The organism is Streptomyces laurentii (assembly GCF_040635425.1).
Lineage (GTDB): Bacteria > Actinomycetota > Actinomycetes > Streptomycetales > Streptomycetaceae > Streptomyces > Streptomyces laurentii.
In genome coordinates this window covers 21,552-42,765 of the sequence record NZ_JBEYHT010000058.1, presented here as the reverse complement: position 1 = coordinate 42,765, position 21,214 = coordinate 21,552, and the positions used below count along the sequence as shown (strand labels likewise).

General features: G+C 69.6%; 23 protein-coding genes and 4 pseudogenes. 8 read left to right on the top strand and 19 right to left on the bottom strand.

What is annotated here, in order from left to right; all coding sequences use genetic code 11:
• Positions 1 to 229: 229 nt before the first annotated feature.
• The 3 genes from ABZ693_RS28670 to ABZ693_RS28660 all read left to right on the top strand — a co-directional run bounded on the left by ABZ693_RS28670 (position 230) and on the right by ABZ693_RS28660 (position 2,325).
• On the top strand, positions 230 to 421 hold the full coding sequence (locus ABZ693_RS28670) for a hypothetical protein (RefSeq protein ID WP_317873026.1): 192 nt from the start codon (positions 230 to 232) through the stop codon (positions 419 to 421).
• Between the two features lie 217 nt (positions 422 to 638).
• Complete coding sequence (locus tag ABZ693_RS28665; protein WP_359883050.1) at positions 639 to 1,388, top strand: JmjC domain-containing protein; 750 nt, start codon at positions 639 to 641, stop codon at positions 1,386 to 1,388.
• Between the two features lie 34 nt (positions 1,389 to 1,422).
• Positions 1,423 to 2,325 carry a JmjC domain-containing protein gene (locus ABZ693_RS28660; RefSeq protein ID WP_359883048.1) on the top strand — a complete coding sequence of 301 codons (903 nt, stop codon included), beginning with the start codon at positions 1,423 to 1,425 and terminating at the stop codon, positions 2,323 to 2,325.
• A 554-nt stretch (positions 2,326 to 2,879) separates the two neighbouring features.
• Here ABZ693_RS28660 and ABZ693_RS28655 read toward each other — a convergent pair.
• Both ABZ693_RS28655 and ABZ693_RS28650 read right to left on the bottom strand, forming a co-directional pair.
• Complete coding sequence (locus ABZ693_RS28655) at positions 2,880 to 5,687, bottom strand: helix-turn-helix transcriptional regulator (protein WP_359883045.1); 2,808 nt, start codon at positions 5,685 to 5,687, stop codon at positions 2,880 to 2,882.
• Between the two features lie 190 nt (positions 5,688 to 5,877).
• Positions 5,878 to 7,896: a S8 family serine peptidase gene (locus tag ABZ693_RS28650; RefSeq protein ID WP_359883042.1), complete on the bottom strand. Its 2,019-nt coding sequence runs from the start codon at positions 7,894 to 7,896 to the stop codon at positions 5,878 to 5,880.
• Positions 7,897 to 7,974: 78 nt separating this feature from the next.
• Between ABZ693_RS28650 and ABZ693_RS28645 the strand changes: the two genes are divergently transcribed.
• The gene (locus tag ABZ693_RS28645) at positions 7,975 to 8,511 is read left to right on the top strand and encodes a PfkB family carbohydrate kinase (protein WP_359883040.1); all 537 of its coding nucleotides are present in this window, start codon (positions 7,975 to 7,977) and stop codon (positions 8,509 to 8,511) included.
• 172 nt (positions 8,512 to 8,683) lie between these two features.
• On the opposite strand, the gene ABZ693_RS28640 is transcribed toward ABZ693_RS28645, so the two are convergent.
• The 4 genes from ABZ693_RS28640 to ABZ693_RS28625 all read right to left on the bottom strand — a co-directional run bounded on the left by ABZ693_RS28640 (position 8,684) and on the right by ABZ693_RS28625 (position 11,062).
• On the bottom strand, positions 8,684 to 9,643 hold the full coding sequence (locus ABZ693_RS28640; RefSeq protein WP_359883037.1) for a hypothetical protein: 960 nt from the start codon (positions 9,641 to 9,643) through the stop codon (positions 8,684 to 8,686).
• A complete protein-coding gene (locus ABZ693_RS28635) occupies positions 9,640 to 10,302 on the bottom strand; it encodes a cytochrome b N-terminal domain-containing protein (RefSeq protein ID WP_359883035.1) in 663 nt (220 codons plus the stop codon). Before ABZ693_RS28635 ends, ABZ693_RS28640 begins: the two co-directional genes overlap by 4 nt.
• Positions 10,299 to 10,487: a hypothetical protein gene (locus tag ABZ693_RS28630; RefSeq protein WP_359883023.1), complete on the bottom strand. Its 189-nt coding sequence runs from the start codon at positions 10,485 to 10,487 to the stop codon at positions 10,299 to 10,301. The genes ABZ693_RS28635 and ABZ693_RS28630 overlap by 4 nt, the downstream gene beginning before the upstream one ends.
• Before the next feature lie 242 nt (positions 10,488 to 10,729).
• Positions 10,730 to 11,062, bottom strand: coding sequence for a VIT1/CCC1 transporter family protein (locus ABZ693_RS28625; protein ID WP_359883021.1), 333 nt, complete (start codon positions 11,060 to 11,062; stop codon positions 10,730 to 10,732).
• A 66-nt stretch (positions 11,063 to 11,128) separates the two neighbouring features.
• Between ABZ693_RS28625 and ABZ693_RS28620 the strand changes: the two are divergent.
• Positions 11,129 to 11,755, top strand: a pseudogene (locus ABZ693_RS28620) (transposase family protein); the annotation flags it as partial.
• 39 nt (positions 11,756 to 11,794) lie between these two features.
• On the opposite strand, the gene ABZ693_RS28615 reads toward ABZ693_RS28620, so the two are convergent.
• From ABZ693_RS28615 to ABZ693_RS28595, 5 genes are read right to left on the bottom strand one after another with little or no spacing between them, the layout of a single operon-like run.
• On the bottom strand, positions 11,795 to 12,016 hold the full coding sequence (locus ABZ693_RS28615) for a hypothetical protein (protein WP_359883067.1): 222 nt from the start codon (positions 12,014 to 12,016) through the stop codon (positions 11,795 to 11,797).
• A gap of 25 nt (positions 12,017 to 12,041) precedes the next feature.
• The gene (locus ABZ693_RS28610; RefSeq protein WP_359883065.1) at positions 12,042 to 12,353 is read right to left on the bottom strand and encodes a hypothetical protein; all 312 of its coding nucleotides are present in this window, start codon (positions 12,351 to 12,353) and stop codon (positions 12,042 to 12,044) included.
• 15 nt (positions 12,354 to 12,368) lie between these two features.
• Positions 12,369 to 12,893 (bottom strand): MauE/DoxX family redox-associated membrane protein, encoded by a 525-nt coding sequence (locus ABZ693_RS28605; protein ID WP_359883018.1) that lies wholly within the window; start codon positions 12,891 to 12,893, stop codon positions 12,369 to 12,371.
• Positions 12,890 to 13,516 carry a hypothetical protein gene (locus ABZ693_RS28600; protein ID WP_359883016.1) on the bottom strand — a complete coding sequence of 209 codons (627 nt, stop codon included), beginning with the start codon at positions 13,514 to 13,516 and terminating at the stop codon, positions 12,890 to 12,892. The genes ABZ693_RS28605 and ABZ693_RS28600 overlap by 4 nt, the downstream gene beginning before the upstream one ends.
• Positions 13,507 to 14,085: a hypothetical protein gene (locus tag ABZ693_RS28595; protein WP_359883014.1), complete on the bottom strand. Its 579-nt coding sequence runs from the start codon at positions 14,083 to 14,085 to the stop codon at positions 13,507 to 13,509. The genes ABZ693_RS28600 and ABZ693_RS28595 overlap by 10 nt, the downstream gene beginning before the upstream one ends.
• A gap of 475 nt (positions 14,086 to 14,560) precedes the next feature.
• Here ABZ693_RS28595 and ABZ693_RS28590 point away from each other — a divergent pair.
• Together ABZ693_RS28590 and ABZ693_RS28585 are read left to right on the top strand one after the other, a co-directional pair.
• Positions 14,561 to 14,797: pseudogene (locus ABZ693_RS28590) on the top strand (transposase); the annotation flags it as partial.
• Positions 14,734 to 14,991 carry a hypothetical protein gene (locus ABZ693_RS28585; protein WP_359883062.1) on the top strand — a complete coding sequence of 86 codons (258 nt, stop codon included), beginning with the start codon at positions 14,734 to 14,736 and terminating at the stop codon, positions 14,989 to 14,991. The pseudogene ABZ693_RS28590 and the gene ABZ693_RS28585, both read left to right, overlap by 64 nt.
• A 215-nt stretch (positions 14,992 to 15,206) precedes the next feature.
• On the opposite strand, the pseudogene ABZ693_RS28580 reads toward ABZ693_RS28585, so the two are convergent.
• The 6 genes and pseudogenes from ABZ693_RS28580 to ABZ693_RS36275 all read right to left on the bottom strand — a co-directional run.
• Positions 15,207 to 16,092 (bottom strand): annotated as a pseudogene (locus ABZ693_RS28580) (DUF4158 domain-containing protein); the annotation flags it as partial.
• 179 nt (positions 16,093 to 16,271) lie between these two features.
• Positions 16,272 to 16,406 (bottom strand): annotated as a pseudogene (locus tag ABZ693_RS28575) (aldehyde dehydrogenase family protein); the annotation flags it as partial.
• A gap of 656 nt (positions 16,407 to 17,062) precedes the next feature.
• Positions 17,063 to 18,055 (bottom strand): hypothetical protein, encoded by a 993-nt coding sequence (locus tag ABZ693_RS28570; protein ID WP_359883011.1) that lies wholly within the window; start codon positions 18,053 to 18,055, stop codon positions 17,063 to 17,065.
• A 136-nt stretch (positions 18,056 to 18,191) separates the two neighbouring features.
• Positions 18,192 to 18,611, bottom strand: coding sequence for a hypothetical protein (locus ABZ693_RS36280; protein ID WP_494485955.1), 420 nt, complete (start codon positions 18,609 to 18,611; stop codon positions 18,192 to 18,194).
• Positions 18,568 to 18,762, bottom strand: a complete 195-nt coding sequence (locus tag ABZ693_RS28565) for a hypothetical protein (RefSeq protein WP_359883008.1) — start codon at positions 18,760 to 18,762, stop codon at positions 18,568 to 18,570. Before ABZ693_RS28565 ends, ABZ693_RS36280 begins: the two co-directional genes overlap by 44 nt.
• 18 nt (positions 18,763 to 18,780) lie before the next feature.
• A complete protein-coding gene (locus ABZ693_RS36275; protein WP_494485954.1) occupies positions 18,781 to 19,296 on the bottom strand; it encodes a YopA family protein in 516 nt (171 codons plus the stop codon).
• A gap of 279 nt (positions 19,297 to 19,575) precedes the next feature.
• Between ABZ693_RS36275 and ABZ693_RS28555 the strand changes: the two genes are divergently transcribed.
• The gene (locus ABZ693_RS28555; protein ID WP_359883003.1) at positions 19,576 to 19,791 is read left to right on the top strand and encodes a hypothetical protein; all 216 of its coding nucleotides are present in this window, start codon (positions 19,576 to 19,578) and stop codon (positions 19,789 to 19,791) included.
• Between the two features lie 112 nt (positions 19,792 to 19,903).
• On the opposite strand, the gene ABZ693_RS28550 is transcribed toward ABZ693_RS28555, so the two are convergent.
• Positions 19,904 to 20,767 carry a hypothetical protein gene (locus ABZ693_RS28550; RefSeq protein ID WP_359883000.1) on the bottom strand — a complete coding sequence of 288 codons (864 nt, stop codon included), beginning with the start codon at positions 20,765 to 20,767 and terminating at the stop codon, positions 19,904 to 19,906.
• Positions 20,764 to 21,099, bottom strand: coding sequence for a toxin C-terminal domain-containing protein (locus ABZ693_RS28545; RefSeq protein ID WP_359882997.1), 336 nt, complete (start codon positions 21,097 to 21,099; stop codon positions 20,764 to 20,766). Before ABZ693_RS28545 ends, ABZ693_RS28550 begins: the two co-directional genes overlap by 4 nt.
• Positions 21,100 to 21,214: the final 115 nt, after the last annotated feature.

Below are 21,214 nucleotides of genomic sequence, written 5' to 3'. Positions count from 1 at the left end.
CGGGTGCCCGGTGTCCGGGGTCTCCCCAGGCCCGCCGGTGCCGAGGGGGCGCGTCGCAAGACGCCGGCCGTGGATGGGCGCGTCAGAGATCCGTAAGCGGCGTATGGAATACGTCAGCGCCGCTTCTCCTCCGTACGGGGGCCGACGCAAGATCATTCTCGGCCTCGGAACCGGGGCCGAGTGAACACCCGGGAGCGGTGGAAACCGCTGCCGGGGAAGAGGAGTGGTCATGTCGAATTCCCAGGCCGTAGAGCCGTCGAAGCGCGCGGAGATCTCCAAGCGTGCCGCGCTGAGTGTGGCGGCGCTCGCCGTTGCCGGAGGGGCGTTCTTCGTGCCGTCGGTCGGAGATGCCGCCGCATCCCCGACCGACGGCACGAAGATCGAGGCCGCGTGCCCGGAGTGCTTCCCCGACGTCATGTGACCGGCTGACCCATGCGCACGCGAGTGCGCGCGAGCACGTCCGGGACCCGCCGGTGCCTACCGGTACCGGCGGGTCCCCTCAGGGAAGGGCCGAAACAATGGACTGGCTGGAGCGGTGCGTACCGGATGCGGAGCAGCTCCTGGGTACGTACTGGCGGAAGGAACCGGTGCTTCTGCGGCCGCGGAACCCGCCGTTGGAGGTGCTGACACTCACGGACGTGGACGCACTCCTCGACGCGGGGCTGCTGCGCGTTCCGTACGTCGGCCTGTACACCGCGCAGGGGAAAATCGACGACGAGCGTTTCTGCCCGACGCGCGTCGTCACCGGGAGCCCTGCCCAGGGGTACGTCGACGCGGCGGCGGTCCGGCGACTGATCGATGAGGAGCGGGCGACCCTGCAGTTCCGCTACGTCGACCAGTGGCATCCCCCGGTGCGTGAACTCACGAGGGGCGTCGCCGAGCGGCTCGGCCGACTTGTCGAGGCGTTCTTCTTCCTGAGCCGTCCCGGCCGCCGGGGTCCGGTGCACCGGGACGACGGGGACCTGCTGGCCATTCAGCTCAGCGGCGCCAAGCACTGGCAGGTGTACGCGGGTCCGGCCGACGGCGACTGGGCCCCGGTCCGCGAGGAGAATCCGGGAGCGCCACTGCTGGACACGGTCCTGGAGGCCGGTGAGGTGTTGTACGTACCCAGAGGTTTCGCGCACACGGCCACGGCCGTGGGCGACTCCTCGTCGGCTCATCTGACGGTGGTCGTGAGGGAAGCCGGTGCGGAGCACCTGCGCGCCGCTCTGCTGACGCGGATCGTCGACGGCCTGACTCTGCCGGGCCGCCCACTGGACGACGACGCCCTGCTGCGCACCGCGGCCGACCTCCTGGACCATCTGGGCACGCGGCTTGACGCGGTCACCCCGGAGGATGTCATCGGCCAGGCACGGCCGCGTGCGTACAGCAACCGTCAGACCGTCTGATCAGGCCGACGGCATGGAGCGTGGAGAGGCAACGATGGACCCGCTTGCACGATTCGTGGACGACGAGCAGGTGTTCCACCACACCCTGTGGCGCCGCACACCCGCCGTACTGCACCCCCGCACACCCCCGATGGAGACACTGACGGTCGCCGAGCTGGACGGGATCCTGGACGCGGGTCTCCTCACCACCCCCTACGCGACGCTTGTGCGCGAGGACGGTCCTGTACCGGAGGAGCGTTACTGTTCCCCCCGTGTCGTCCAGGGCGGGATCGACAACCGCCACGTGGATGCCGGGGCGGTGCGCCGGCTGATCGGCGAGGAGGGAGCCGTGCTCCTTCTGCGGTACGTCGACCAGTGGCACGCCGGTGTACGGGAGCTGGCCGACGGGCTCGCGGAGTGCTTTCAACGCCAGGTGGAGGCGTTCTTCCTCTTCACCCCGCCGGGGACCCGGGGCCGTCCCGCGCACCGCGTCGACGCCGACGTGCTGGCCGTGCAGATACACGGCTCGGAGCGGTGGCGTGTGTATCCGGGACCGCTCGACGGGAACTGGCGGCCCGAGCGCGTCGACGGCGACCCGGGCGATCCGCTGCTGGACGTGGTTCTGCGTCAGGGCGAAGTCCTCTACGTACCGAGGGGGTTCGCGTATGTGGCCGAAGCCACCGGGGGGAGCGCCTCCGCTCGCCTCTCGTTCACGGTCCGCGAGGCCGGTTCCGCCCACTTGTACGCCGTTCTTGAGGCACTCCTGCTGGACGGCGACGGTTTGCCCGCCCGGCCCAACGATGACGCAGCGCTGTCCGGAGCCGCGAGCGACCTCATCGCACACTGCCATCGCACACTCGCCGGCCTCACGCCGGAAGAGCTGGTACGTCTGGCCCGGGGCGCGATGCGCCGCGAACGGCACGCCGTCGGCGGCACGTTGAGCGCACTGCCGGCCTGACCCGGTCGTGAGCGCGAGGTGAGAGCGGAGGCGGAGGCGGAGACGGAGGCGTCGGCCTGGTCGGGTTCGGCTTCGCGGAGGACCTCGCGAGCGAGGGGGCGACCTCACCCCGGCCGAAAGGCGCCGGAAGTCGGTGAAGGGGTCGCCCTCGACCCACTCGAAGCAGGCACAAGGATCCCCCCGGTCCCTCGGAGGGGTTCTGCGTCCACGTGGCGATGTCCGCGGGCAGCCGCTTCCGGGTCCTGGCACGGGAGATCCCGGAGAGATCGGGCGGGACATCGGGCGCCGCCCGAGCGGTTCGCGCGCTCCGTGGACACGGGCTGCTTCTTCCCTGACTCGGGCATGCCGCTCGGGCCCGACCGTGGGAGGGGAAACAGCCGAGCACATGGCCCCCTGTGGGCGGACTGGCCGGCTCCGCTCCGGTCGCGGGGCCCGGAGCTCTGCCCGCCGTGTCCGGATCCCCGTGCAGGCGCGGAACGAGCCCCGCGTCGGCACAGCCGGGACGCGGGTCCCCTGGCCTGCCGGATCAGGGCGTCACCGGGGGCCTGGGGCCGTCACATCCCGCGGGGCCCCGGCTCGCCCGGCCCTGAGCCGCCCGGTTCGCTCCCGCCCACGCGGCCCGCGCCCCGGGCCGACCGGATGAGCGAGCCGAGCTGCGTCCGCGACCGCACCCCCACTTTGCGGTACACCCGTGTCAGCACGCCCTCGACGGTCTTGGCGCTCAGGAACATCCGCGCCGCCACCTCGCGGTTGGTAGCCCCATCGCCGACGAGCACCGCGATCCGTTCCTCCGCAGATGTCAGTGCCGGGAACAGGCGTCGGCCGGCCCCGATCTCGCGGCCCGCGCCGGTCCCCTCGCACAGTGCCAGTGCCCGGGCCGCCTGCTCGCTCCACGGCCGCGCCCCGCAGCCGCCGAACAGCTCCGAAGCGGAGGTCGCCGCCTGCCGCGCGGCGGAGAAACGCCGCCTGCGGCGCTCGATCCGGCTGCGCACGAGAAGGCAGTGCCCCTGCTCCAGGGGCTGACCGAGCGAGGCGAGGCTCTGCTCGGCCCCGTCGAGGAGTGCCAGTGCCCTGTCCATGTCACCGCAGCCGGCCAGCAGTACCGCCTCGGCGCGGTCGAGCTGGGCGGTGACAGCGCTGTCCGCCGCGTCGGGCACCTCCCGTGCCAGGGCCTCGCGGGCCTCGGCCATGACGATCCTGGCCTCGCCGCTCCGGCCGAGCCGGACCAGGCCGAGGGCGAGGTCACCGTGCCAGCGCAGCACGACCGGGGCGCTCAGCCCACGGGCCCGCTCCTCTGCCGCCACCCGCTGCAGCACCTGGACGGCGCGCGGCACATCCCCCGAACGCAGCAGCGTCTGCCCCAGCGCGTGCAGACCGCGGCCCACGTAGATGGCGTCGTGTTCCTGCTCCGAGGCATGGACGGCGCGTTCGGCGAAGAACGCGGCGCGGGCCAGGGTGCCGCCGGCGAGTTCGGCCACCGCGCGGCTGTACCAGGCGGGCCCCGGGCTGGTGCCGCACTCCCGTGAGACCCGCATCGCACGGCTCGCGAAGTCCAGGGCGTCGCGGCAGCGGCCCATCCGGGCCGAGACCTCGGACAGACAGCGCAGCACCACCACCAACTCGTCGCCGAGGCCTCGTTCGACCCGGGCGAGCATCTTCAGCAGGTCGAGGCGGGCCTCGTGCAGCCGGTCGTCGAAGAACGCGAAACGCGCGGCGTGGAAGTGCGGCGACATGTGCAGCATCCCGGGTGGCGCCGATTGCGGCAGCGCCTGCGCGGCGGCGAGTGCCGCCCGTGCCTCCGCCGGACGGGCGGTGACGCGGGCGGCGAGGGCCTGCATCGTCAACGCCATCGCCTCGGTCGCCGGGTCCTGCGCGGACCGGGCGAGCTTCGCCGCGGCCTGTGCCTCACCGCGGCCGCGCTCCAACTGCCCGTTCATGATCTCCGCCCACGACAGGCGCAGCCGCACCCTGGCCGTGAGCGCCGCGTCTCCCTCCGCGTCGACGAGGGCTCCCGCGAGCACCTCGTCCATGCCCGCGACGCCCTGGCCGGACAGGTCGATCAGCGCCAGGCGGACCCGTACCCGCTGCGCGGGGTGCGCTCCGGCGGCCAGGACGGCGTCGGCGGCCCGGTGTACCGTCTCGGGGAGCGAACCGGCGGCAGCGACCTCGGCAGCGGTGACGAGCCATTCCAGCCGCTCGGCGTCGGACTCGGCCGGAGTGCGGTCGGCCGCCAGCAGATACAGCTCGGCGGCCAGCGCCCGGGCGCCGTTGCGACAGGCGGTCTCGGCGGCGGTGGCGAGGGAACGGGAGAGGTCGGCGTCGGAGGTGGCGGTGGCCAGGGCGCGGTGCCTGATCCGGCCGGCCGCGTCGGTGACGATGGTGGCCAGCGCGCGGTGGGTCCGTGCCCGTTGGGCGTCGGGGGCGGACTGGGTGATCACGCTCGCGACGACCGGCGGGGTGAAGCGGATGGCGCCGTCCTCGGACACCAGGAGTCCGGCCGAGGCGGCGGCCGCGATCTCGTTCTCGGCGAGGTCACGGCCCGCGCGCCGCAGCAGGTCGGCCGTGGGACGGTCGGCCAGGGCGGCGGTCAGCAGCGTCTGCCGGACCTCGTCGGGCAGGGCGTGCAGCCGTTCGGCGATGAACAGATGCACCGGGTGCGGCAGTGGCACCGGGCGCAGATCACCAGGTGACCGGTCGGCGAAGGCGCCGCCGAGGGCGAGTGCCAGATAGGGGTTGCCCGCGGAGTCGGCGTGCAGTTTGTTGGCGATCCGGGCGGGGAGGGCGTACTGCCGCAGAAGCTCCGTCAGAGCGCCCGGGGTGAGGGCCGGTACGGGGATCTCCAGGGCCGCGGGCAGCGCCCATTGCCCCGGGTGGCCGGCGGCGACCACCCGGAGACGGCGACCGGGCCCCGTCACGCGGCGGGTGGCATAGGCGATGACGTCGGCGGAGAGCGTGTCGATCCACTGGGCGTCGTCGACGAGCAGCAGGGCCGGGCCGTCGTCGGCGCACCGTTCGAGCAGTGCCTGCCAGGCGAATCGGCAGGCGCGTGGCTCGGGGTCGCGGAGGGTGGTGCTGCGCGCCCGGAGCAGTGTCGCGTCGACGGCGGTCCGCAGCGGACCTCTGAGTTCGCCCACCAGCTCGTGCGGAATCTGTCGGAGGAGGTCCGACAGCGCGGTGCAGGGGATCCAGCGTTCGCTTTCGGCGCCCGCGAGGTGCAGGACGCGTTCGCCGCGCGCGCGGGCCGCCGCCGCCAGGGCCTCGATCACGGCGCTCTTGCCTATGCCGCTGGGACCGGTGAGCACGACCCGGTGTCCGGCGGCGGTGTGCGCCTCGACGGAGGCGATGAGCTCCGTCCTGCCCACGAGCCGCGGTAGCGGGAGGCCGGGGCGACGCGGCGGGTTTGAGGCGTGCTCGATGATCGGTCCCTCCCCTGGCCCCCGCACGGTGTCGGCTGACGATAACCGCAGATGGGCGGGGGCATCAATGGGTGGGACACGGTCGCGTCCGACGTGCGGACACGCACGCCGGACGCGACCGGATCAAGCCAGAACGTCAGCTGACGTTCACCGTGATGTCGTCGAGCGCGAAGGACGTCTTGAGAGCGAAGTCCTCGGTCCCGAGGAAGCGGATCACGATGTCCTGGCCGGCGTAGGGCGCCAGGTCGAGAGTCCGCTGGAAGTAGCCGGACGCCGCGTTGACGTTGGAGTACGTCTTCAGGGTGTCGAGTACCCGCGAGCCGTCACTGTTGAGGACCTGGACCTTGAGGGTGTCCCAGGCATTGACGGACGACTCGGCGGTGTCGATGCGCAGCCAGTAGTCCAGGGTGTAGGAGTTGCAGCCCTGCGGCAGGGAGACACCCTGCGTCAGGGAGTCGGTGTGCTCCTTGCCGTAGCCGTCGAGATGGGCGTTCCAGGTCCCGGAGCGCGGGGGCTGGGTCGTGCTCTGGCCGATGACTCCGCTGGTGGCCGTCCAACCGGTGCTGCCCGCTTCGAAGCCGGGGTTGACCAGCTTCTGGCCGTCCGGGCAGGGGCCGCCGCTGACGGTGAGGGTGAACGTGACGGTGTGCGAGATGGCCGGGGACGTGCCGGTCACCCGCACCGCGTAGGTGCCGTTGGGCGTGGTGGGGGAGGTGGTGATGGTCATGGCCGAGCTGTCGCCCGCGGTGACGGACGCCGGGCTGAAGGTCGCCCGCGCGCCGTTCGGCAGGCCGCTGGCCGTGAGGGCGATGTCCTGGGCGGTGCCCTTGGCGAGGGTGGTGTTCAGCGTGCTGGTGACCGACCCGCCGACCGTGACGGCGCCGGAGGACGGAGAGAGCTTCACCGTGAAGTCGTTGGCGACGGCCGCGGCCGTCGCGCGCAGCAGCTTGTTGGGGGAGCCGGTACCAGGGGAGGTGACCGCGCCGTCCGTGGCCCGGGCGACCATGGCGTCGCGGATCTCCTGCGGCGTCCAGGTCGGGTTGGCGGAGGCGATCAGCGCGGCGTCACCCGCGACGTGCGGGCTGGCCATGGAGGTACCGCTGATGGTGTTGGTGGCGCCGTTGTCGGAGTTCCACGCCGAGGTGATGGCGCTGCCGGGCGCGAAGAGGTCCACGCAGGCGCCGTAGTTGGAGAACGAGGAACGGGCGTCGGTGGAGGTGGTGGAGCCGACGGTGATCGCCGACGGTGTACGGGCGGGTGACGCCGAGCACGCGTCGGAGTTGTCGTTGCCCGCGGAGACCGCGTAGGTGACGCCGGAGGCGATGGAGCGTGTGATGGCGTCGTCGAGGGAGCTGCTGGCGGAGCCGCCGAGGCTCATGTTGGCCACCGCCGGCTTGACGGCGTTGGCGGTCACCCAGTCGACGCCGGCGATGACGCCCGCGTAACTGCCGCTGCCGTCGCAGCCGAGCACCTTGACGGCGACGAGCTTCACACCCTTGGCGACGCCGTACGTGCTGCCTCCGGTGGTACCGGCCACGTGCGTGCCGTGGCCGGCGCAGTCGGTGTCGAAGCCGTCTCCGGTGGTGTTGGTGCCCCAGCCGGCCCGGCCGCCGAAGTCACTGTGGGTGGTGAGGATGCCGGTGTCGATGACGTAGGCGTGGACGTTCTCTCCCCTACCCGCGTAGGTGTAGGACGAGTCCAGTGGCAGCGCTGCCTGGTCGATGCGGTCCAAGCCCCACGACGGCGGGTTGGGCTGCACGTCGGTGGCCTTGACCGTCCGGTCGGCCTCGACGCGGGCGACGGCCGGGTCGGCGGCCACGGCGAGGGCGGCCTGCTCGTTCATGGTGACGGCGAAACCGTTCAGCGCTGTGCGGTAGACGTGTTTCACCGCGCCGCCGTGCTGCCGGACGAGCCGGTCCGCGGCGGGCGCGACGGACTGCCCCTCCTTGAGGGTGACGATGTAGCTGTCCTTGACGCGGTTCGGGGCGTCGAAGCCCTGGAGCACTGCGCCGCCGCTGGGTGTCGGTTCGGGGACGGCGGCCGTGGCCGCCGGTGAACCGACCAGCGTCATCGCCACCGCGGCGGTGAGGGCCGTGGAGAGGAACGCCCCGCGGACGGCACGCCGCCGTTCAGGGGAAGAATGTGACTCAGGCATGACAAGTCCTCGTTCGTGGGAGTGGGTGCGCCGGGCGTCAATGTCATGGAGCAAGGCCACCCCTGACGTACAGGGGGGGTGACCGGTGCCCACCCTACGAACGCGACCCCCCGCTGTAACCGGGGAAACCCCCTGCATACCGCAGAGGTTCGAGAGGGGGACGGGGGCGCGGCGACGACGGTGTTGCGTCTCTTGTACCGCTCTCGTCAAAGCCGGGCGGCCGTCCGACGCGTGAGCCGCCGCACAGCGGGCGACCTGGCTGTCGGCCGTCTCCGGGACGGTGTGCAGGACGCCGCGTTGCCGCAGGTCCTGGCGGCAACGGGCCGTTGCCGTACGCCTTGTCCGCCACGAGGCCGTCGGGCTTGTTTCGGCCACACCGAGCCGCGAGCCCCACCGTTGCCCGGGGAGCCGCTCAGCGACGCCGGGGCCGGAGACGCCATGGTGGCCGCACTCACCCTTCGACTGGCTGCGGGCGACGACCCGGTCGAGGCCTGTGCCCTCGGGGTGGCCGTGGCCGCCGTATCAGTGCTCACCCCCGACACCGAACCGTTCGATCGAGAGGTGGCCGAGTCCCTCTGCCCCGCAGTGCGGACAAGACGGCAAGCCGGCTCATGACCGAAGCGGCACAGGTCCCCTGAGGCATCCGGTGACGTCTCCTTGAGGTCGGGCGCGGTACGAACCGTCATTCCTGGCCTCAGGTGCCGGCGGCCGGTCATGCGCGACGTGCCACCGGCTGTTCCCGTGGTCCTGCCTCCCCAGCCACACCACCCGCGGGCGCAAGTCGGGGTCAGCGGGGTGACCGCTGCTGGGCGCGGTAGTAGTCGCGCCAGATGAGCCGGTACACCCGTGTCCAGCGCGGGATCGACCGGATTCCGGGGATGAAGGGGACCAGGACCAGGACCAGGCTCAGCAGGGCCATCAGTCCCCAGATCAGGGCGTCGGCATTGTCGGAACTCTTGAACGGGTCGATCTGGTACCAGAAGGTGTAGAGCCACAGCCAGGGCTGGCCGGGATAGTTGCCGGTCTCGTTCATCATGCCCCACTGATCGCCGGCCAGGTGCCGGCTCTGGGCGAGGTCGGCGAAGTAGCTGCCGTCGCCGAGGAAGAGCAGCGGGCGAGTGTAGTCGGTCTGATAGAACTTCCCTCCCTCGGTGAGCAGTTCGCCGTCCAACGCGCCCGACTGGGCCAGTTCCAGCAGCCGGGCGGTGAGGACCGGGACTGGGCCGTAGTCGCCGGGGGCCACATGTGCGGGGTCGCTGTCCGGTGCTTTGCCGAGCGCGTCGGAGTAGGCGGAGGTCCACGCCTGCTGCCGGCTCGCGGGCGCTGCGCTCCAGGCGGTGAGGGCGTCGGTGACCAAGGGTGGTTCGGGGGCTTGGCGCAGGGGTTGGATCACGAAGTCGTTTGCGGTGTCGATCGGTACGCGCACCCCGGCGAGGCTTTGCAGGCCGATCGGCCCGATCTTCTGTCCGGCTCCGGGCGTGTGGTTGTACGGGGGGCCGTACTCCGCGGTGGCGCTGGTGCCGCCGAGTTCGGACACTGCCGTGGTGGTGAAGTCGGCCGAGTCGGCGCGCGACCACGAGCCGAGGGTGACGGGCCGCTCGTCGGGGGAGGAGAACAGCGCGGCAAGGCCGGCGGTCAGCAGGGCGACCAGGACCAGCGCGATGGTGACCTCTTTGATCAGGTCGTAGGGCCGGGCCGGGAACGCCGGCGACTCCGGTGTACCGGTCCGATGGCTTCCGCGCCTCATGCCCGGCCCTCCTGCCCGGACGGGGCCCTGTCCGGGCCGGGTGTGAGGGCGTCGATGGGCGGCACGATGCCGCGCATGCGCACCAGCAACACGTGCCATCCGCTGAGCAGGCAGAGCCCGAGGGGGAACAGCACGATGTGCCACATCAGCATCTGGCCGAAGTCGAGGACGTTCCAGAACGCGCCGATGCCGACCGCGTTCATGCCGTCCTTGGCCTGGTCCGAGATCCACTGCGAGTCGAAGTTCTGCTGCACCAGGTAGCCGGAGAACGCCGTGCCGATGGAGGTGAGGAACGCGATCGCCCCGGTGACCCAGGTCAGGGCCCTGCGGCCGCGCCACGCGGCCATGAAGAACTTCGCCCACAGATGGAGCACCAGGACGAACATGAACAGCTCGACGCTCCACAGGTGCAGGCTGTTCACGTACTTCCCCACCGAGGAGACGTGCCACCACGCGGGACCCTTCAGGGCCAGCAGACCCCCGCTGACCAGCACCACGACCAGCGAGGAGACCGTGAGGACGCCGAAGACGTAGACCCAGGACGCCATGTAGGCCGGCTGAGTGTCGGGCAGCAGCTTCTCCGGCGGCAGCGCCGCGACCAGTCGGCGGCGCAGCGCCGCGGTCCAGCCGTGTTCGGGGGCCGGGGCGGTGCCGCTCATCCGCGCTTCCGTCCGTGCGGGAAGGGCAGCAGCAGTGCGAGTACGAAGACCAGCACCATCAGGGCGATCACCACGAGGTTGGCGACGGAGATCTGCACCACGCCCCAGTGGACGTAGTGCCCGGTGCCGTCGAGGTCGACCGGCGCGGCCGGTGGGCCTGCGAGCTCGTGCCTGGATCCGACCATGGCTCCCGACTTCCTGGATCAGCTGGACTGGCTGGGGCTCGCTACTGCCGGGGCAGGCGCGAAGTGGCGCTGGCCGAAAGGCCCAACCCTCAGCACCCACGGCCGATTGTTCTGCCCTGGTGCTCCGCCGCGCCAGAGGCGCTACAGCGCTTCACTCGTTGGGCCGAGCGACCCGCCCGGTCACCGGCGAGGGAGCCGGTGATCACGCAGGAGAGGACGGGGCGGTGTCCCCGGGGCAGGTGTCAGATGCCGGACGCGTGGGCGAGCCGGCCGACCGCGGCGGTGACGGCCATCGCCGGTCCGCAGCCGACGCACCGCATCGGGCGCAGGAGCGTGGTGCCGGCCACGCGGGCGGCGAGCAGGCCGGCGACGGCCGGACCGCACAGGCTGACGGCGACGATCAGCCACAGACGGCCGGTGGTGGTTGTCGCCAGCAGCCCCAGGGATGGCACGAGTCCACCGGTGAGGAAGCCGCCGCTCGCGGAGGCGATGGCCGCCTGGGGCGGCCAGGCGGCGGTGTGCTCGCTGTGGCCGAGCTCGTCGCGCAGGTGCGCCGCCAGAGGGTCGGCCCTCATGCAGCGCCTGCGCCACCTGCAGCGCGAGTGGCCGGACACGACCCGTGCCCTGTTCGTGCCCGGCCGTGGAGACGCCTGGGCCGCTTCAAGCAGGCCCTCCTCGCACTGGCCCACCTGCGGAAGAACGAGACGTTCGCCCAGCTCACGGCAGGGTTCGGCGTCTCGACCGCGACGGCCTGTCGCTACGTCGACGAGGCCCTGGACGTCCTCGCAGCATGGGCACCGGGCCCGCACGAGGCCCTGACCGGCCTGGGCGAGGGCGACTTCGTCATCGTCGACGGCACCCTGATCCCCACCGACCGCATCGCCGCCGACGAACCGTACTACTCCATGAAACACCGAAAGCACGGCATGAACGTGCAGGTCATCGCCCGGCCCGACGGCACCCCGCTCTGGTTCTCCCGCGCGACGCCAGGCCGCACTCACGACCTGACCGCAGCCCGCGCCCACGGCATCATCCAGCCCTGCCTGACCCGGCAGATCCTCGTCCTCGCGGACCGCGCCTACCAGGGCGCCGGCGCCACCGTCCGCACCCCGTACTACCACCACCGCGAACAGCCCGTGCACTACCGGCAGTTCAACCGCGACCACGCCCGGCTCAGAGCACCCGGCGAACGCGCCTTCGCCCTGTTGAAGTCATGGCGACTGCTCCGGCTACAGAGAAGGAACAGACCGACGAGACGGTTACCGACTCGCCAGGTCATGCCCAGTGCCTGCAGGATGCTCTGCATCTCAGGCAGCTCCGGCGGACGCCATGCTCACGTCCTGCACCATGGTTCCGGCGGCCCTGACCGAGCCCGAGGAATCCAGGAGCGCGAAAGCCGGATACCCCTTCACACCGAGTGCGGCGGCGACCGCTCCACCCTGCTCCTCCGTGACGACGCGCGCCACCGGGGCGAGCTGGTCCCGCTTCTCGGTCACGTTCTCCGCCGGGCCGACGACTACCGCGAACACCTGGTCCTTGCCGCCCGGGAACTTCTCAGCGAGCTCGAGGAAAGCTGGAAAGCCGCTCGTCACAGGACGAGCGTCCGTAGGCGAACGCGCCGACCAGAGTGGTCGAGTCAGCCAGGTCGTCCTGCGTCAGCGTGGCACCTTCGACGGTCACCGCCGTGAAGGCACCGACCGTCTCCCCTTCGCCGAGCATCACCTTGGGGCCGGAACCCTGGACCCTGTTCCGCGCGGTCAGCATCTCGGTGTGCTCACGGAGCCGGCGTACCACGCCGAAGGTGAAGATCATGTTGAGGATTCCCAGAACCCCGACCAGCGCTACAAGGGTGACGAGTATGGACAAGGCGCCAACCTCCCATTAGGTGGTAGATCGAAATAGCTCGGCTGTGTCGTCGGTGCGGAGTGTGATCCAGGTGAGGACGGCGGCACACAGGACCACCGTCACGAGAGCGGTCGGGTTCGGGGACGCGGACGAACTCGTCGACAGCACCGCTCCGGTGGCCGCACCTGCCGGCAGAACGAGATTGCGCAGCACGTGCACCGGTCCTACCGGGACCGACGAGGTTCCGAAGCACTGGCAGAGAACACGTCGCCTGCGTCGGACCGCCACGAGGATGCTTGCTGTGAACGCGAGGAGCAGGGCGGATGCCAGGACGAACCCCGCCACGGCTGTCGCCGGTATCGCCACGAGGATGACGATCGCGGCTTCGGCCGCCACCACCATCGGGGCCGAGGCTTTCGCCGGCAACCCGGCTGCCAGCTCTCCCGCCGCCTTCACGAAGTCCGCGTACCGCTCGCGCGTCCGGACCTTTCCGATGAAGGAGATGAGGAAGACCACGCCGATGAACACCTGGCAACCGGCGACTATGGCGGAGACCGTCATCGAGATACCTCCCTGTGCGCGAGGAACAGCCCCACCAGCGGGACGGGCAGCACGGCCAGCCAGACCTGATGCACCTTGTCCCACCGAGGACTGCCGGGATACGGCCAGACCGCTTCGAACCAAGGCAGCGTGATGACGGCGAGGCCCAGGAGCACCGCCGCCCCGATCACCGCGGCGAGCCGCTCGGGCCGCTGCCGCACGACGAACGCGGTGCAGGCGAGTCCTGTCAGCAGACAGACGATCGCCTCCGTGGCCAGCCCGGGGGCTGCCAGCTCCGCGCCTTCGGCGAGCCGGACCGACAGGATGAGGAACGTGCCCGCCCAGACGGCGGCGATGGGGGCGGCCACGAGCAACAGCCGGAGCCACTGCCGCGGCCAGCGCGGTACCGGAACCACCATCGTCGTGGCGGAGGCCGTGTCCACCAGCGCGAAGCCGGCGGCAGCGCCGAGAAGCACCCCGGCCATCCTCAGCGTGATCGCGGCGTTGTCAGGCTCTACCGGGGAGCCCGGGGTCGTGGCCAGCGCGAGGCCGACCGAGACCGAGGCAACCGCTGCCACGGGAGTCCAGTCGACCGCCCGGATCAGCGGTCCGAGCAGCTGGCCGGAGATACGCGTCACTCGCACGGCGATCCCTTCGGTGTCTCGGCGGCGGCCCGGTCCAGTTCCAGCAACGGCAGCGCCTGATCGACGGTTGTGGTGGGGGCAGTCAGTACGGTCCAGTTCGCCCAGATTCGTTCACGGGCCCCGGACTGCTCCAACAGCTGGTTCGCATAGGCGAGTTCGGAGGATCCGTAGTCCACGGATCCGAGGTCGGAGCGCGGCACCTCCATCACCTTCTGCTTGCCGTCGCCCGTACGAATGGACGTACGCGTGCTCGTGGCAGCGACCGGCCGCTCCACCTGGCCGATCAGCCACAGGGCCACGACGGTGCGCGCCTGCCCTCGGGCGTCGCAGCCCTGTGGGCCCCCGCCGCGCTGGGTTCCCCACGGGAAGCCTCTGGCCGCTGCGGCCATCTGCGCGGCCAGCGCCCGCCGGGAACCGCGTTCCGCTCCGTTGCGCCCCCAGGACGTCGTCGTCAGGATGCTCTTGTCGGCGACCGCAGGATAGAGGACCCCGGTGGGGGCGCGCTGGACGATGCCGGGCAGCCGCTCGCGCGCCTTCCGGGACCGCCGCCACCACTGGTTCGACCGCATCCCGCCATGGCCCGCGCGGCCGCCACCGCGCCGGCGGTGAGTTCCTGAACGAAGGCCGCCCTGGCAGGTACGGGGGAACCTGCCAGGGCGGCCTTCGTTCAGCGTACGGGCGCCTGTGCCCGTGGATGCCGGCTTTGCGTCAGACGCCCATCACCAGGTCGTCCACCCATCCGGCGAAGCCGTCCCGTCCGAGCGCCGCGACCCCGCACATCGACAGGAAAACGGCCTCATAGTGAGCCGAGACCTGCCGGCCGTGCGCGGACCGGGCAGAGGCGTGGCCGGTGTACCTCGTCGCGGAGGTGAAGGCCGTCTACCGGCGCCCGGAGGCTCAGCGACAGGACTGGTGGCGCCCCGAGGCGGCCCCTGAGACCGAGAGGTATGGCACCCCTCCCATCACAGCTCACCCCCTTTAGAGGAGCTAACAGAAAGCTTTGTTGAACCCATGACTCTTCCTGGGTAGCTCGTTGAGCGGGTCATGGGGAAGGGGAAGGGGCCTCCGTGGGTGGTGTCGGATGACCTGTGGGGGCGGATCGAGCCGTTGCTGCCGGTCAGGCAGCGCCGGACGCGGAATCCGGGACGGCTGCCGTTGGATGATCGTGGTTGTCTGCAAGGGATCTTGTTCGTCCTGCATACCGGGATCCAGTGGGAGTGGCTGCCGCAGGAGCTCGGCTTCGGGTCCGGGATGACCTGCTGGCGGCGGTTGCGGGACTGGCCGCCGCCGACACCGCCGTCTCCTCGGGCTCGACCACCACCGTCGGCCCCAACGGTGTGTCGACCAGCTCCGGGACGAGCGTCAACACCTCGAATGGCCCCGGCTTCACCATCTCCGAGACGACGCACGAAGTCGTGGCTGGCGTCGCTGGTTTCAGCATGACCGACACCAACGTGACCATCAGCTTCAACTGAGATTGGCGGGCGGGCCGGCTGACCACGATGCGAGAAGGCCCTGACGCTCGTTGAGCGGTGGGTTTCCCGGCAGGCGCCGGGGCTCCGCGGCGCAGGCCGCCCGGCATGGTGTACGGGGATGTGCTGGATCGTCGCCGCCTTGGTCATCGCTCCCTGAGGTGGCGACGATCCGTTTCCTGGCCGGCCCGCGGCGAGGTGCTACTGGCCACCTCGCCAAGGAACGGGCGGACGGTGCCGAACCGCCCCACGAGCATGGACCGCGCCACTCCTCGTCCGCGTCGGAGTCCAGCGGCGGCGTCAGCTCGAACAGCGCGGCGATCGCGGCGGCCGGCTCGTGCCGGGGCACCATCGCCTCGAAGCTCTCCACCGCCGTGCCGGGGGCCTCGCCGGTGTCGGCGTCGACCAGCTCGCTCGTGGTGTCGAAGACGACCTGGAACGCGGTCGCGAGCTTCGCCGAGGCCCGCCCGGCCTTCGGCAGCGTCTTCATCTCCTCCGAAGCCGTCTCGCGCTCGGCCCTGGCCAGCGGCTTCGTCGTGATCAGCACCTCCAGGAGGTCAAGCACGTCGTCGACGGCCAGGTCGTCAGGTAGACGGCGGCGGCCAGCAGCGTCGTCAGCCGCCGCGAAGCGCCGTGCCGGCGCAGCAGCGACGCCTTGCCGTCCACCTCGTACCGGGGCAGCTCCGCCAGGCGGCGCGGCGGGATCGCCGACACGTCGAGGTCGCCCATGCCGAGGGCGGCGATCTCCTCGGCGCGGACCCGCTCGCCGGGCGGCACCGTCAGCAGCGAGTCCAGCACGGCCCGCTGCCCGGTGTTCAGCAGCCCGTACAGCGTGTCCCACAGCCGCTGGTTCGCCGCCTCGCGCACCGTACCCGCCAGCCTCGTCAGCGTCGTTGTCCTGGGCAGAAGCACCCGCCGCCCGCGCAGCCACCCAGCCGCCGCGTCGAGCAGTGCCTTCGGCCCGTCCCCGGTCGGCCAGGCCCGCGCGTCCAACCACCCGCTCAGCTCGTCCCGGGCCTCGGCGAAGTCCCGCCAGCCCCCAGCCACCTGGGTCTCCCCGGCGTGCGTACGGGCCGTACCGTCCCGCTCGCCGTACATCTTCAAGTACACCGCCCGAATCCGTACGGGCTCGGATCGCCGAATAAGGGAGAGTTGCGTGTCAACGCGAATGGGCCCAGGCCCCTTCACCGCAGGGAGCGGGAAGAGCCCGGGCCCGGGGCCGGTGCTCTCAGCTGGCATCGGTCAGGCCGCCCTCCGGAGCGGAGGGTCAGGCGCCTCCGCCGCTAGAAGAACCCGAGCTTCTTCGGCGAGTAGCTGACCAGGAGGTTCTTCGTCTGCTGGTAGTGCTCCAGCATCATCTTGTGGGTCTCGCGGCCCACGCCCGACTGCTTGTATCCGCCGAAGGCGGCGTGTGCGGAGTTTGATGAAACTCCGTAGACACGGAAGGTGGCTGACCAGGGGTGATGACGGATGCAGAGTGGCTTGATCACTGGTTGCAGCGGGCCCCGGCCCTCTCAGGCGAGGCTCTGGATCGACTTGTGGAGCACCTGACCGAGGGCGAGGAGGATTGATCATCGGGACTTTGTCGTTACTTCGAGCCGGCAAGGCTCGAAGGCTGCTCGGGCAGCAGGCCGCGGAGATGGCCGAAGACCCAGGTGTCTACGGCGTCGGGGTAGCCATTGATCCAGTCCGTCGGTGGCACTCTCGGTGACAACATCATCTCGCAGTGGTGCCACGGCCTGGCTGAACCGCATGGCGCCTTCGTGGGCGATCCAGTTCCGGGCCTGCCTGGCTTTGTGCAGGATGCCCATGTCCATGGTCCGGCCCATCGCGTGGGCGGCCAGGCTGTGCAGTGTGCCGCCCAGCAGCTTGTCGGCAGGGACTGAGGCGACGGCCTCTTCGAAAGTCATGGCCGGGTCGGCTTGGTGGGCGGTGATCAGGTTGCCGACACGGAGCACGTAACAGCGCATCGAGCAGCTCCGGTTCCCGGGGTCTCAGGAGGCTAAGTGACCAGCTCATGCCTGACACGTTAGCGCTCGGCTCCCGGTTGCTGCGGTCCTTTTCCGGCGGACGGCTACTTGCCGCGGGCGATGTCGATCTGTAGTTGCACTTCTCGGTCGACGGCCATGACGGCCTTCTCGACGAGCTCCTCGAAGGGCTCGAATGCGTCCTCGATGGCTGCGTACTCGCGTACCAGCTCGTGCTTGTCGGTGATGGACTCCAGGGCGGAGATTCGGCTTCGCCACTGCTCCATGTCTGCCTTGGAGTAGGGGTACTTCTTTCCGCGGACCTGTTCGAGGGTCGGGTTCGCGGCAAGGTTCGCCTGCACGAGACGCATGGCATCGCCGCGCACGAGGTGCGGGACCCCAAGGTTGTCCTCGATGGACGTGAGACCGTCTGTGATTTCGTCCAGCCGGGCAATGAGGTATAGGGAAAGTGCGCTGCGGACCTGGGGCAGGTCGAGGCCCACTTCGCAACGGAGCTGCGCGGCGATCCTCTGCGGGAGATCCATCTCCAGGAATCCCGAGCCGCCTCCGGTGAACCGCGAGAGCTCCGGCCCCAGAGGATTGCCGGTGAAGGCCATCATGGGCGGCTTGTACGCCTCCAGCGCGGTGCAGGCGGAGTCGAAATAGATCAGGGCGGCCGGCTGGAGGACCTCGCGCCGCAGCTTGTCGCGGTGGTACATCTCGTTGCGATACTTATGCAGCTTCGTCAGGACGGGGCCGAGTGCCGGATCGAGCATCTTGCGGTCGGCCAAGAACGCCACCTTGGCATCGAAGTTCCTGTCGATTTCCCTCAGTTTCGACTTGGAGATCACCCGGGCCTCGATTGAGGGGATCTTCGCCGCCGCTTCTTCGTGTCCGTTGGCCGCGAGCTCCTTGCACTTTGCCAGCAGGCCCGTCAGCAGCTCCTGATCCCACAGGGCGGACTGCACCGTTCGCTGAAGGATCAGCTCTGTCACGCTGTCGAGGAGTATGTACGCCAGCCGCAGGTGGGGCACCCGCCCTTTCTCGATCAGCCCCTTCGCTTCTTCGAGTTGCACGACAATCAGTTCCAGGCGCTCCATACCGACCTCTCCCTCGCGCTGCCCAACATTATCCTGCCTTGCAGCGGAGGTGGACGGGCTTGCCAGTTCCGTAGCACAGCAAGGACGGTCGGCCGCCAGGCAGGAGCGCCGTCAACCCGTGCAGTCGTGCGGAATCTCAGGTCCATGGGACGGGCTCGATCTCGCTGACCCACCTGTTGGTCCTGGAGAGGTCCTGGTAGGAACCTCGGTAGCCGATCGAGCGGAGTACCAGCAGCGCGAGGTAATGGCGGGTCAGTAGCCAGGTCTCGGTGACCAGTCCATTGACTCCGTAGACGGGCTCTTGTGTCTCTTTGGGATGCACAAGACGGTTACGGACGCGTGTGACGACGTCGGCGCCATCCGCCGACCGGACTTCGCTCACTTGCTGCCCGGTCGCGAAGGCGGCGGCCGCCGGCAGAGGGTCTGCACGCACCCTCAGATCTACCCCGGCGTCCGTCAAGAGCGTACGCAGCTTCTTATGGGCCGGCCAGGCGCGGGATGTGAACTCGGCTTCAGTGAGCCGACCGCTGAGCACCAACTTCCTGCCACATCGCATGCTCCAGGCCGGCAGCCCCACTCATGATCCGCTGTTCGACGAATCCTCTGTCGGCAATGGCGGTGATCGCATACTGCATTTGCAGGCGAAGCGCCTGTCCCGTGCAGGGATCGCGGAAGGACGGCAGGAGGCAAGCCAGCAGATTTGCCAAGGATGCCTGGTCTTCGGGCTACCACCAACCGGAGCTGATGCGGCGTGCCGGGTCGCAGAGCATCGGGCCGCACTGGCCCCACACCATCTGTTCGTGGTCGTTCTGGCCGACAGGCAGGGCGGGGGCGACCCACCGGCCGAGCGCAAATGACAACCCGACGTGCATGGCACTGAGGACACGGGTGACCTCGGCGTCGGTGAACGCGGTTCCGTTCAGCCGACGGATCTCCATTACGTGGGTCATGGCGTAGACGTCGGTCTGGTGCACGTCAGAGAGGACGGCCTCGTGGTCGGGTCGAACGTCAAGCGTGATCCTCCATCCGTCCGCCTTATACACACTGCGGCCGGCGGGCACCAGTCGTGGGGTTCCATCGGCGGTGCGAGCTGTGAGGTGGGCTGATCCGTGCCAGCGGGGCAGATTGAACCAGTGTGCGATGACGGTCGAGCGGAGCGGTGGGGTCCCCTTAGGAAGTGCCGTTGGACCAGCCGCTCGCAGTATCCCTGGCAGATACCGGCAGTTCGAAGCCGAGCTCAAGGAGACTCAGCTCGGTCCTGTCCGTAGAGGTGAGGTCGTGGTCCTCGGTTTGTACGCTCCAATATCCCGAGCTTCGGGGAGCAGTCGAGCTGGACAACCCCGGGCACCTCAGTCGCTGCTGGTCCGGTAACCGGCCCGTCGAACGAGGACTGAGGCCCATGATGACGGACCCCAGGAACACCACGGCGGCGTGCGCCGACAACAGCGGGCGCTCCGTCGGCAGCGACGTAGTGGCTGGACGGGCCGGTTCGGGGCCGAACGGTCCGGGGGAGGGCGTGTGTGGGTACCGAGGCATCTGGGGGCTCCTTGCAGGGCGGAGGACTGGTCGGCCGCCCGCTATGGGAGGACGCCGGGCCGAGCCCGCGCTTCGGCGACGACGTCTGGAAGATGGCCGCTGCCTATCACCTGCCCAACCACCACAAGGGGCAGAGCGCCATCACCTTCACCACCATCGAGGACTCAGGTCCATCGGGAATGATTCTGAGAAATCCCTGACCGTGGCCCTGCCGGCGGCCTCGGAAGGCGACGAGACGCCACCCTCCGAGGCTGGATCACCGATCACTTCGATCGCGAATCGGCTATTCCTTGAGATAGCTGCTACCCCGCCTCACTCCTCACCAGGGCTCTCCCATGCTGCTCTGACTACGCCATCTGCATCCGGCACCACGGCGCACCACCCCGCCAAGACCGCATCCGCCAGCATGAACGAAAATCCCCTGCCAGCTACTTCGGCAAGACTATCGGCCCCTCCTGGGTGGGCACGGTAAATGAGTTGGCCAGGCGTGAGCGGGGCTTCGAACGCAGTGAAATCTTCGCCCAATAGCCCTGCATCGAGCCGCAGGTCCGGGTTTGCGACGACGCAGAGGAGCGAGCGAGACCGTACAACCTGTGCCACCTCCGTCATATTTTCCGCAGTCACCCGGAACCATCGGCAGCCGTAAGCGCCATGCGCCCAGCGCTCACACAAGAGCACTAGCCCATCGGCCGCCGCTCGAACCGAGCCCCAAAACTCGTCATCCACGACGCCATCGACAAGTCTTGGTTTCTCCTGCGGGTCCGGTTCCGATGTGCGCCACTCAAGACACAGGTTGTCGCCAGCAAGTCTGGTAAGTGAATTGGCTACCGCTGGATCCATTGAGATATGGATGGCCCCATCCCATCCCGACTCGACGCGCAGCCGCCCCGGCGTGATCAGCCGGCAGTACGGCCCGAACCCAGCCGCCATCCGCTCAGCGAGATCTATCGCCTCCGCCGGGCTGGCCTGCATCCCGTTGCGGAGCCTCCAGTACCTGTCAGGGAGCGGTTCGCTGACCAGCAGCTCACTGACCTCGAGACGGTCAGCTCCGCATTCCTCGATCACCACGTTGAGCAACCTCCGCAAATCCGCCGCGTAGGCACTCCAGGCCGGCGCCTCTGCCAGGGAGGTGCGGACATGCTGGTCGCTCGGGCTGACGACTAGCTCGGCTGTCATTTGGCTAGCCACTTGAGACCCAATACCTCTCCTGTCGGGGATACATCCAGCCCATACGTTCCATCCCGAGCCGAATCCTTCGTCGACTGGAAAGGATTACGGAAGCTTGCACCCTTGAATATCGCCTGCTTGTTATGCCCGGTCCGATCGTACGTGATATATCGAGGTTGACCACCTCCAGCCTTCTTGTTCTCCCAAATTGGGGCCCCGCCTGCAGACTTCATTTTAGTCTTCGTGTACCCCAAGAAATTTGCAACATCGTCGGACTGTGCACGCGTGAGCGAGTTGCAGTTGCTGTTGTGAACGAGGACCGGCGTCTGACCAGCGAGCACATAGTACGTGTGCTATGCGACCCCGCTCTACCTGCTTCTTTGCAGGTCAGCGGCGATTTCTGGCTCCGCTGGTGTCCGTGGTTGTGCGGGGAAATCCGTGGGTGTTGCCGTCGCT

Bases quoted from the DNA above. Each gene is read 5' to 3' on its own strand.
- ABZ693_RS28670 (WP_317873026.1), top strand. From the start codon at position 230: ATGTCGAATTCCCAGGCCGTAGAGCCGTCGAAGCGCGCGGAGATCTCC.
- ABZ693_RS28660 (WP_359883048.1), top strand. From the start codon at position 1,423: ATGGACCCGCTTGCACGATTCGTGGACGACGAGCAGGTGTTCCACCAC.
- ABZ693_RS28650 (WP_359883042.1), bottom strand. From the start codon at position 7,896: ATGCCTGAGTCACATTCTTCCCCTGAACGGCGGCGTGCCGTCCGCGGG.
- ABZ693_RS28640 (WP_359883037.1), bottom strand. From the start codon at position 9,643: ATGAGGCGCGGAAGCCATCGGACCGGTACACCGGAGTCGCCGGCGTTC.
- ABZ693_RS28635 (WP_359883035.1), bottom strand. From the start codon at position 10,302: ATGAGCGGCACCGCCCCGGCCCCCGAACACGGCTGGACCGCGGCGCTG.
- ABZ693_RS28630 (WP_359883023.1), bottom strand. From the start codon at position 10,487: ATGGTCGGATCCAGGCACGAGCTCGCAGGCCCACCGGCCGCGCCGGTC.
- ABZ693_RS28625 (WP_359883021.1), bottom strand. From the start codon at position 11,062: ATGAGGGCCGACCCTCTGGCGGCGCACCTGCGCGACGAGCTCGGCCAC.
- ABZ693_RS28605 (WP_359883018.1), bottom strand. From the start codon at position 12,893: ATGACGGTCTCCGCCATAGTCGCCGGTTGCCAGGTGTTCATCGGCGTG.
- ABZ693_RS28595 (WP_359883014.1), bottom strand. From the start codon at position 14,085: ATGCGGTCGAACCAGTGGTGGCGGCGGTCCCGGAAGGCGCGCGAGCGG.
- ABZ693_RS28570 (WP_359883011.1), bottom strand. From the start codon at position 18,055: ATGGAGCGCCTGGAACTGATTGTCGTGCAACTCGAAGAAGCGAAGGGG.
- ABZ693_RS36280 (WP_494485955.1), bottom strand. From the start codon at position 18,611: ATGCGATGTGGCAGGAAGTTGGTGCTCAGCGGTCGGCTCACTGAAGCC.
- ABZ693_RS28550 (WP_359883000.1), bottom strand. From the start codon at position 20,767: ATGACAGCCGAGCTAGTCGTCAGCCCGAGCGACCAGCATGTCCGCACC.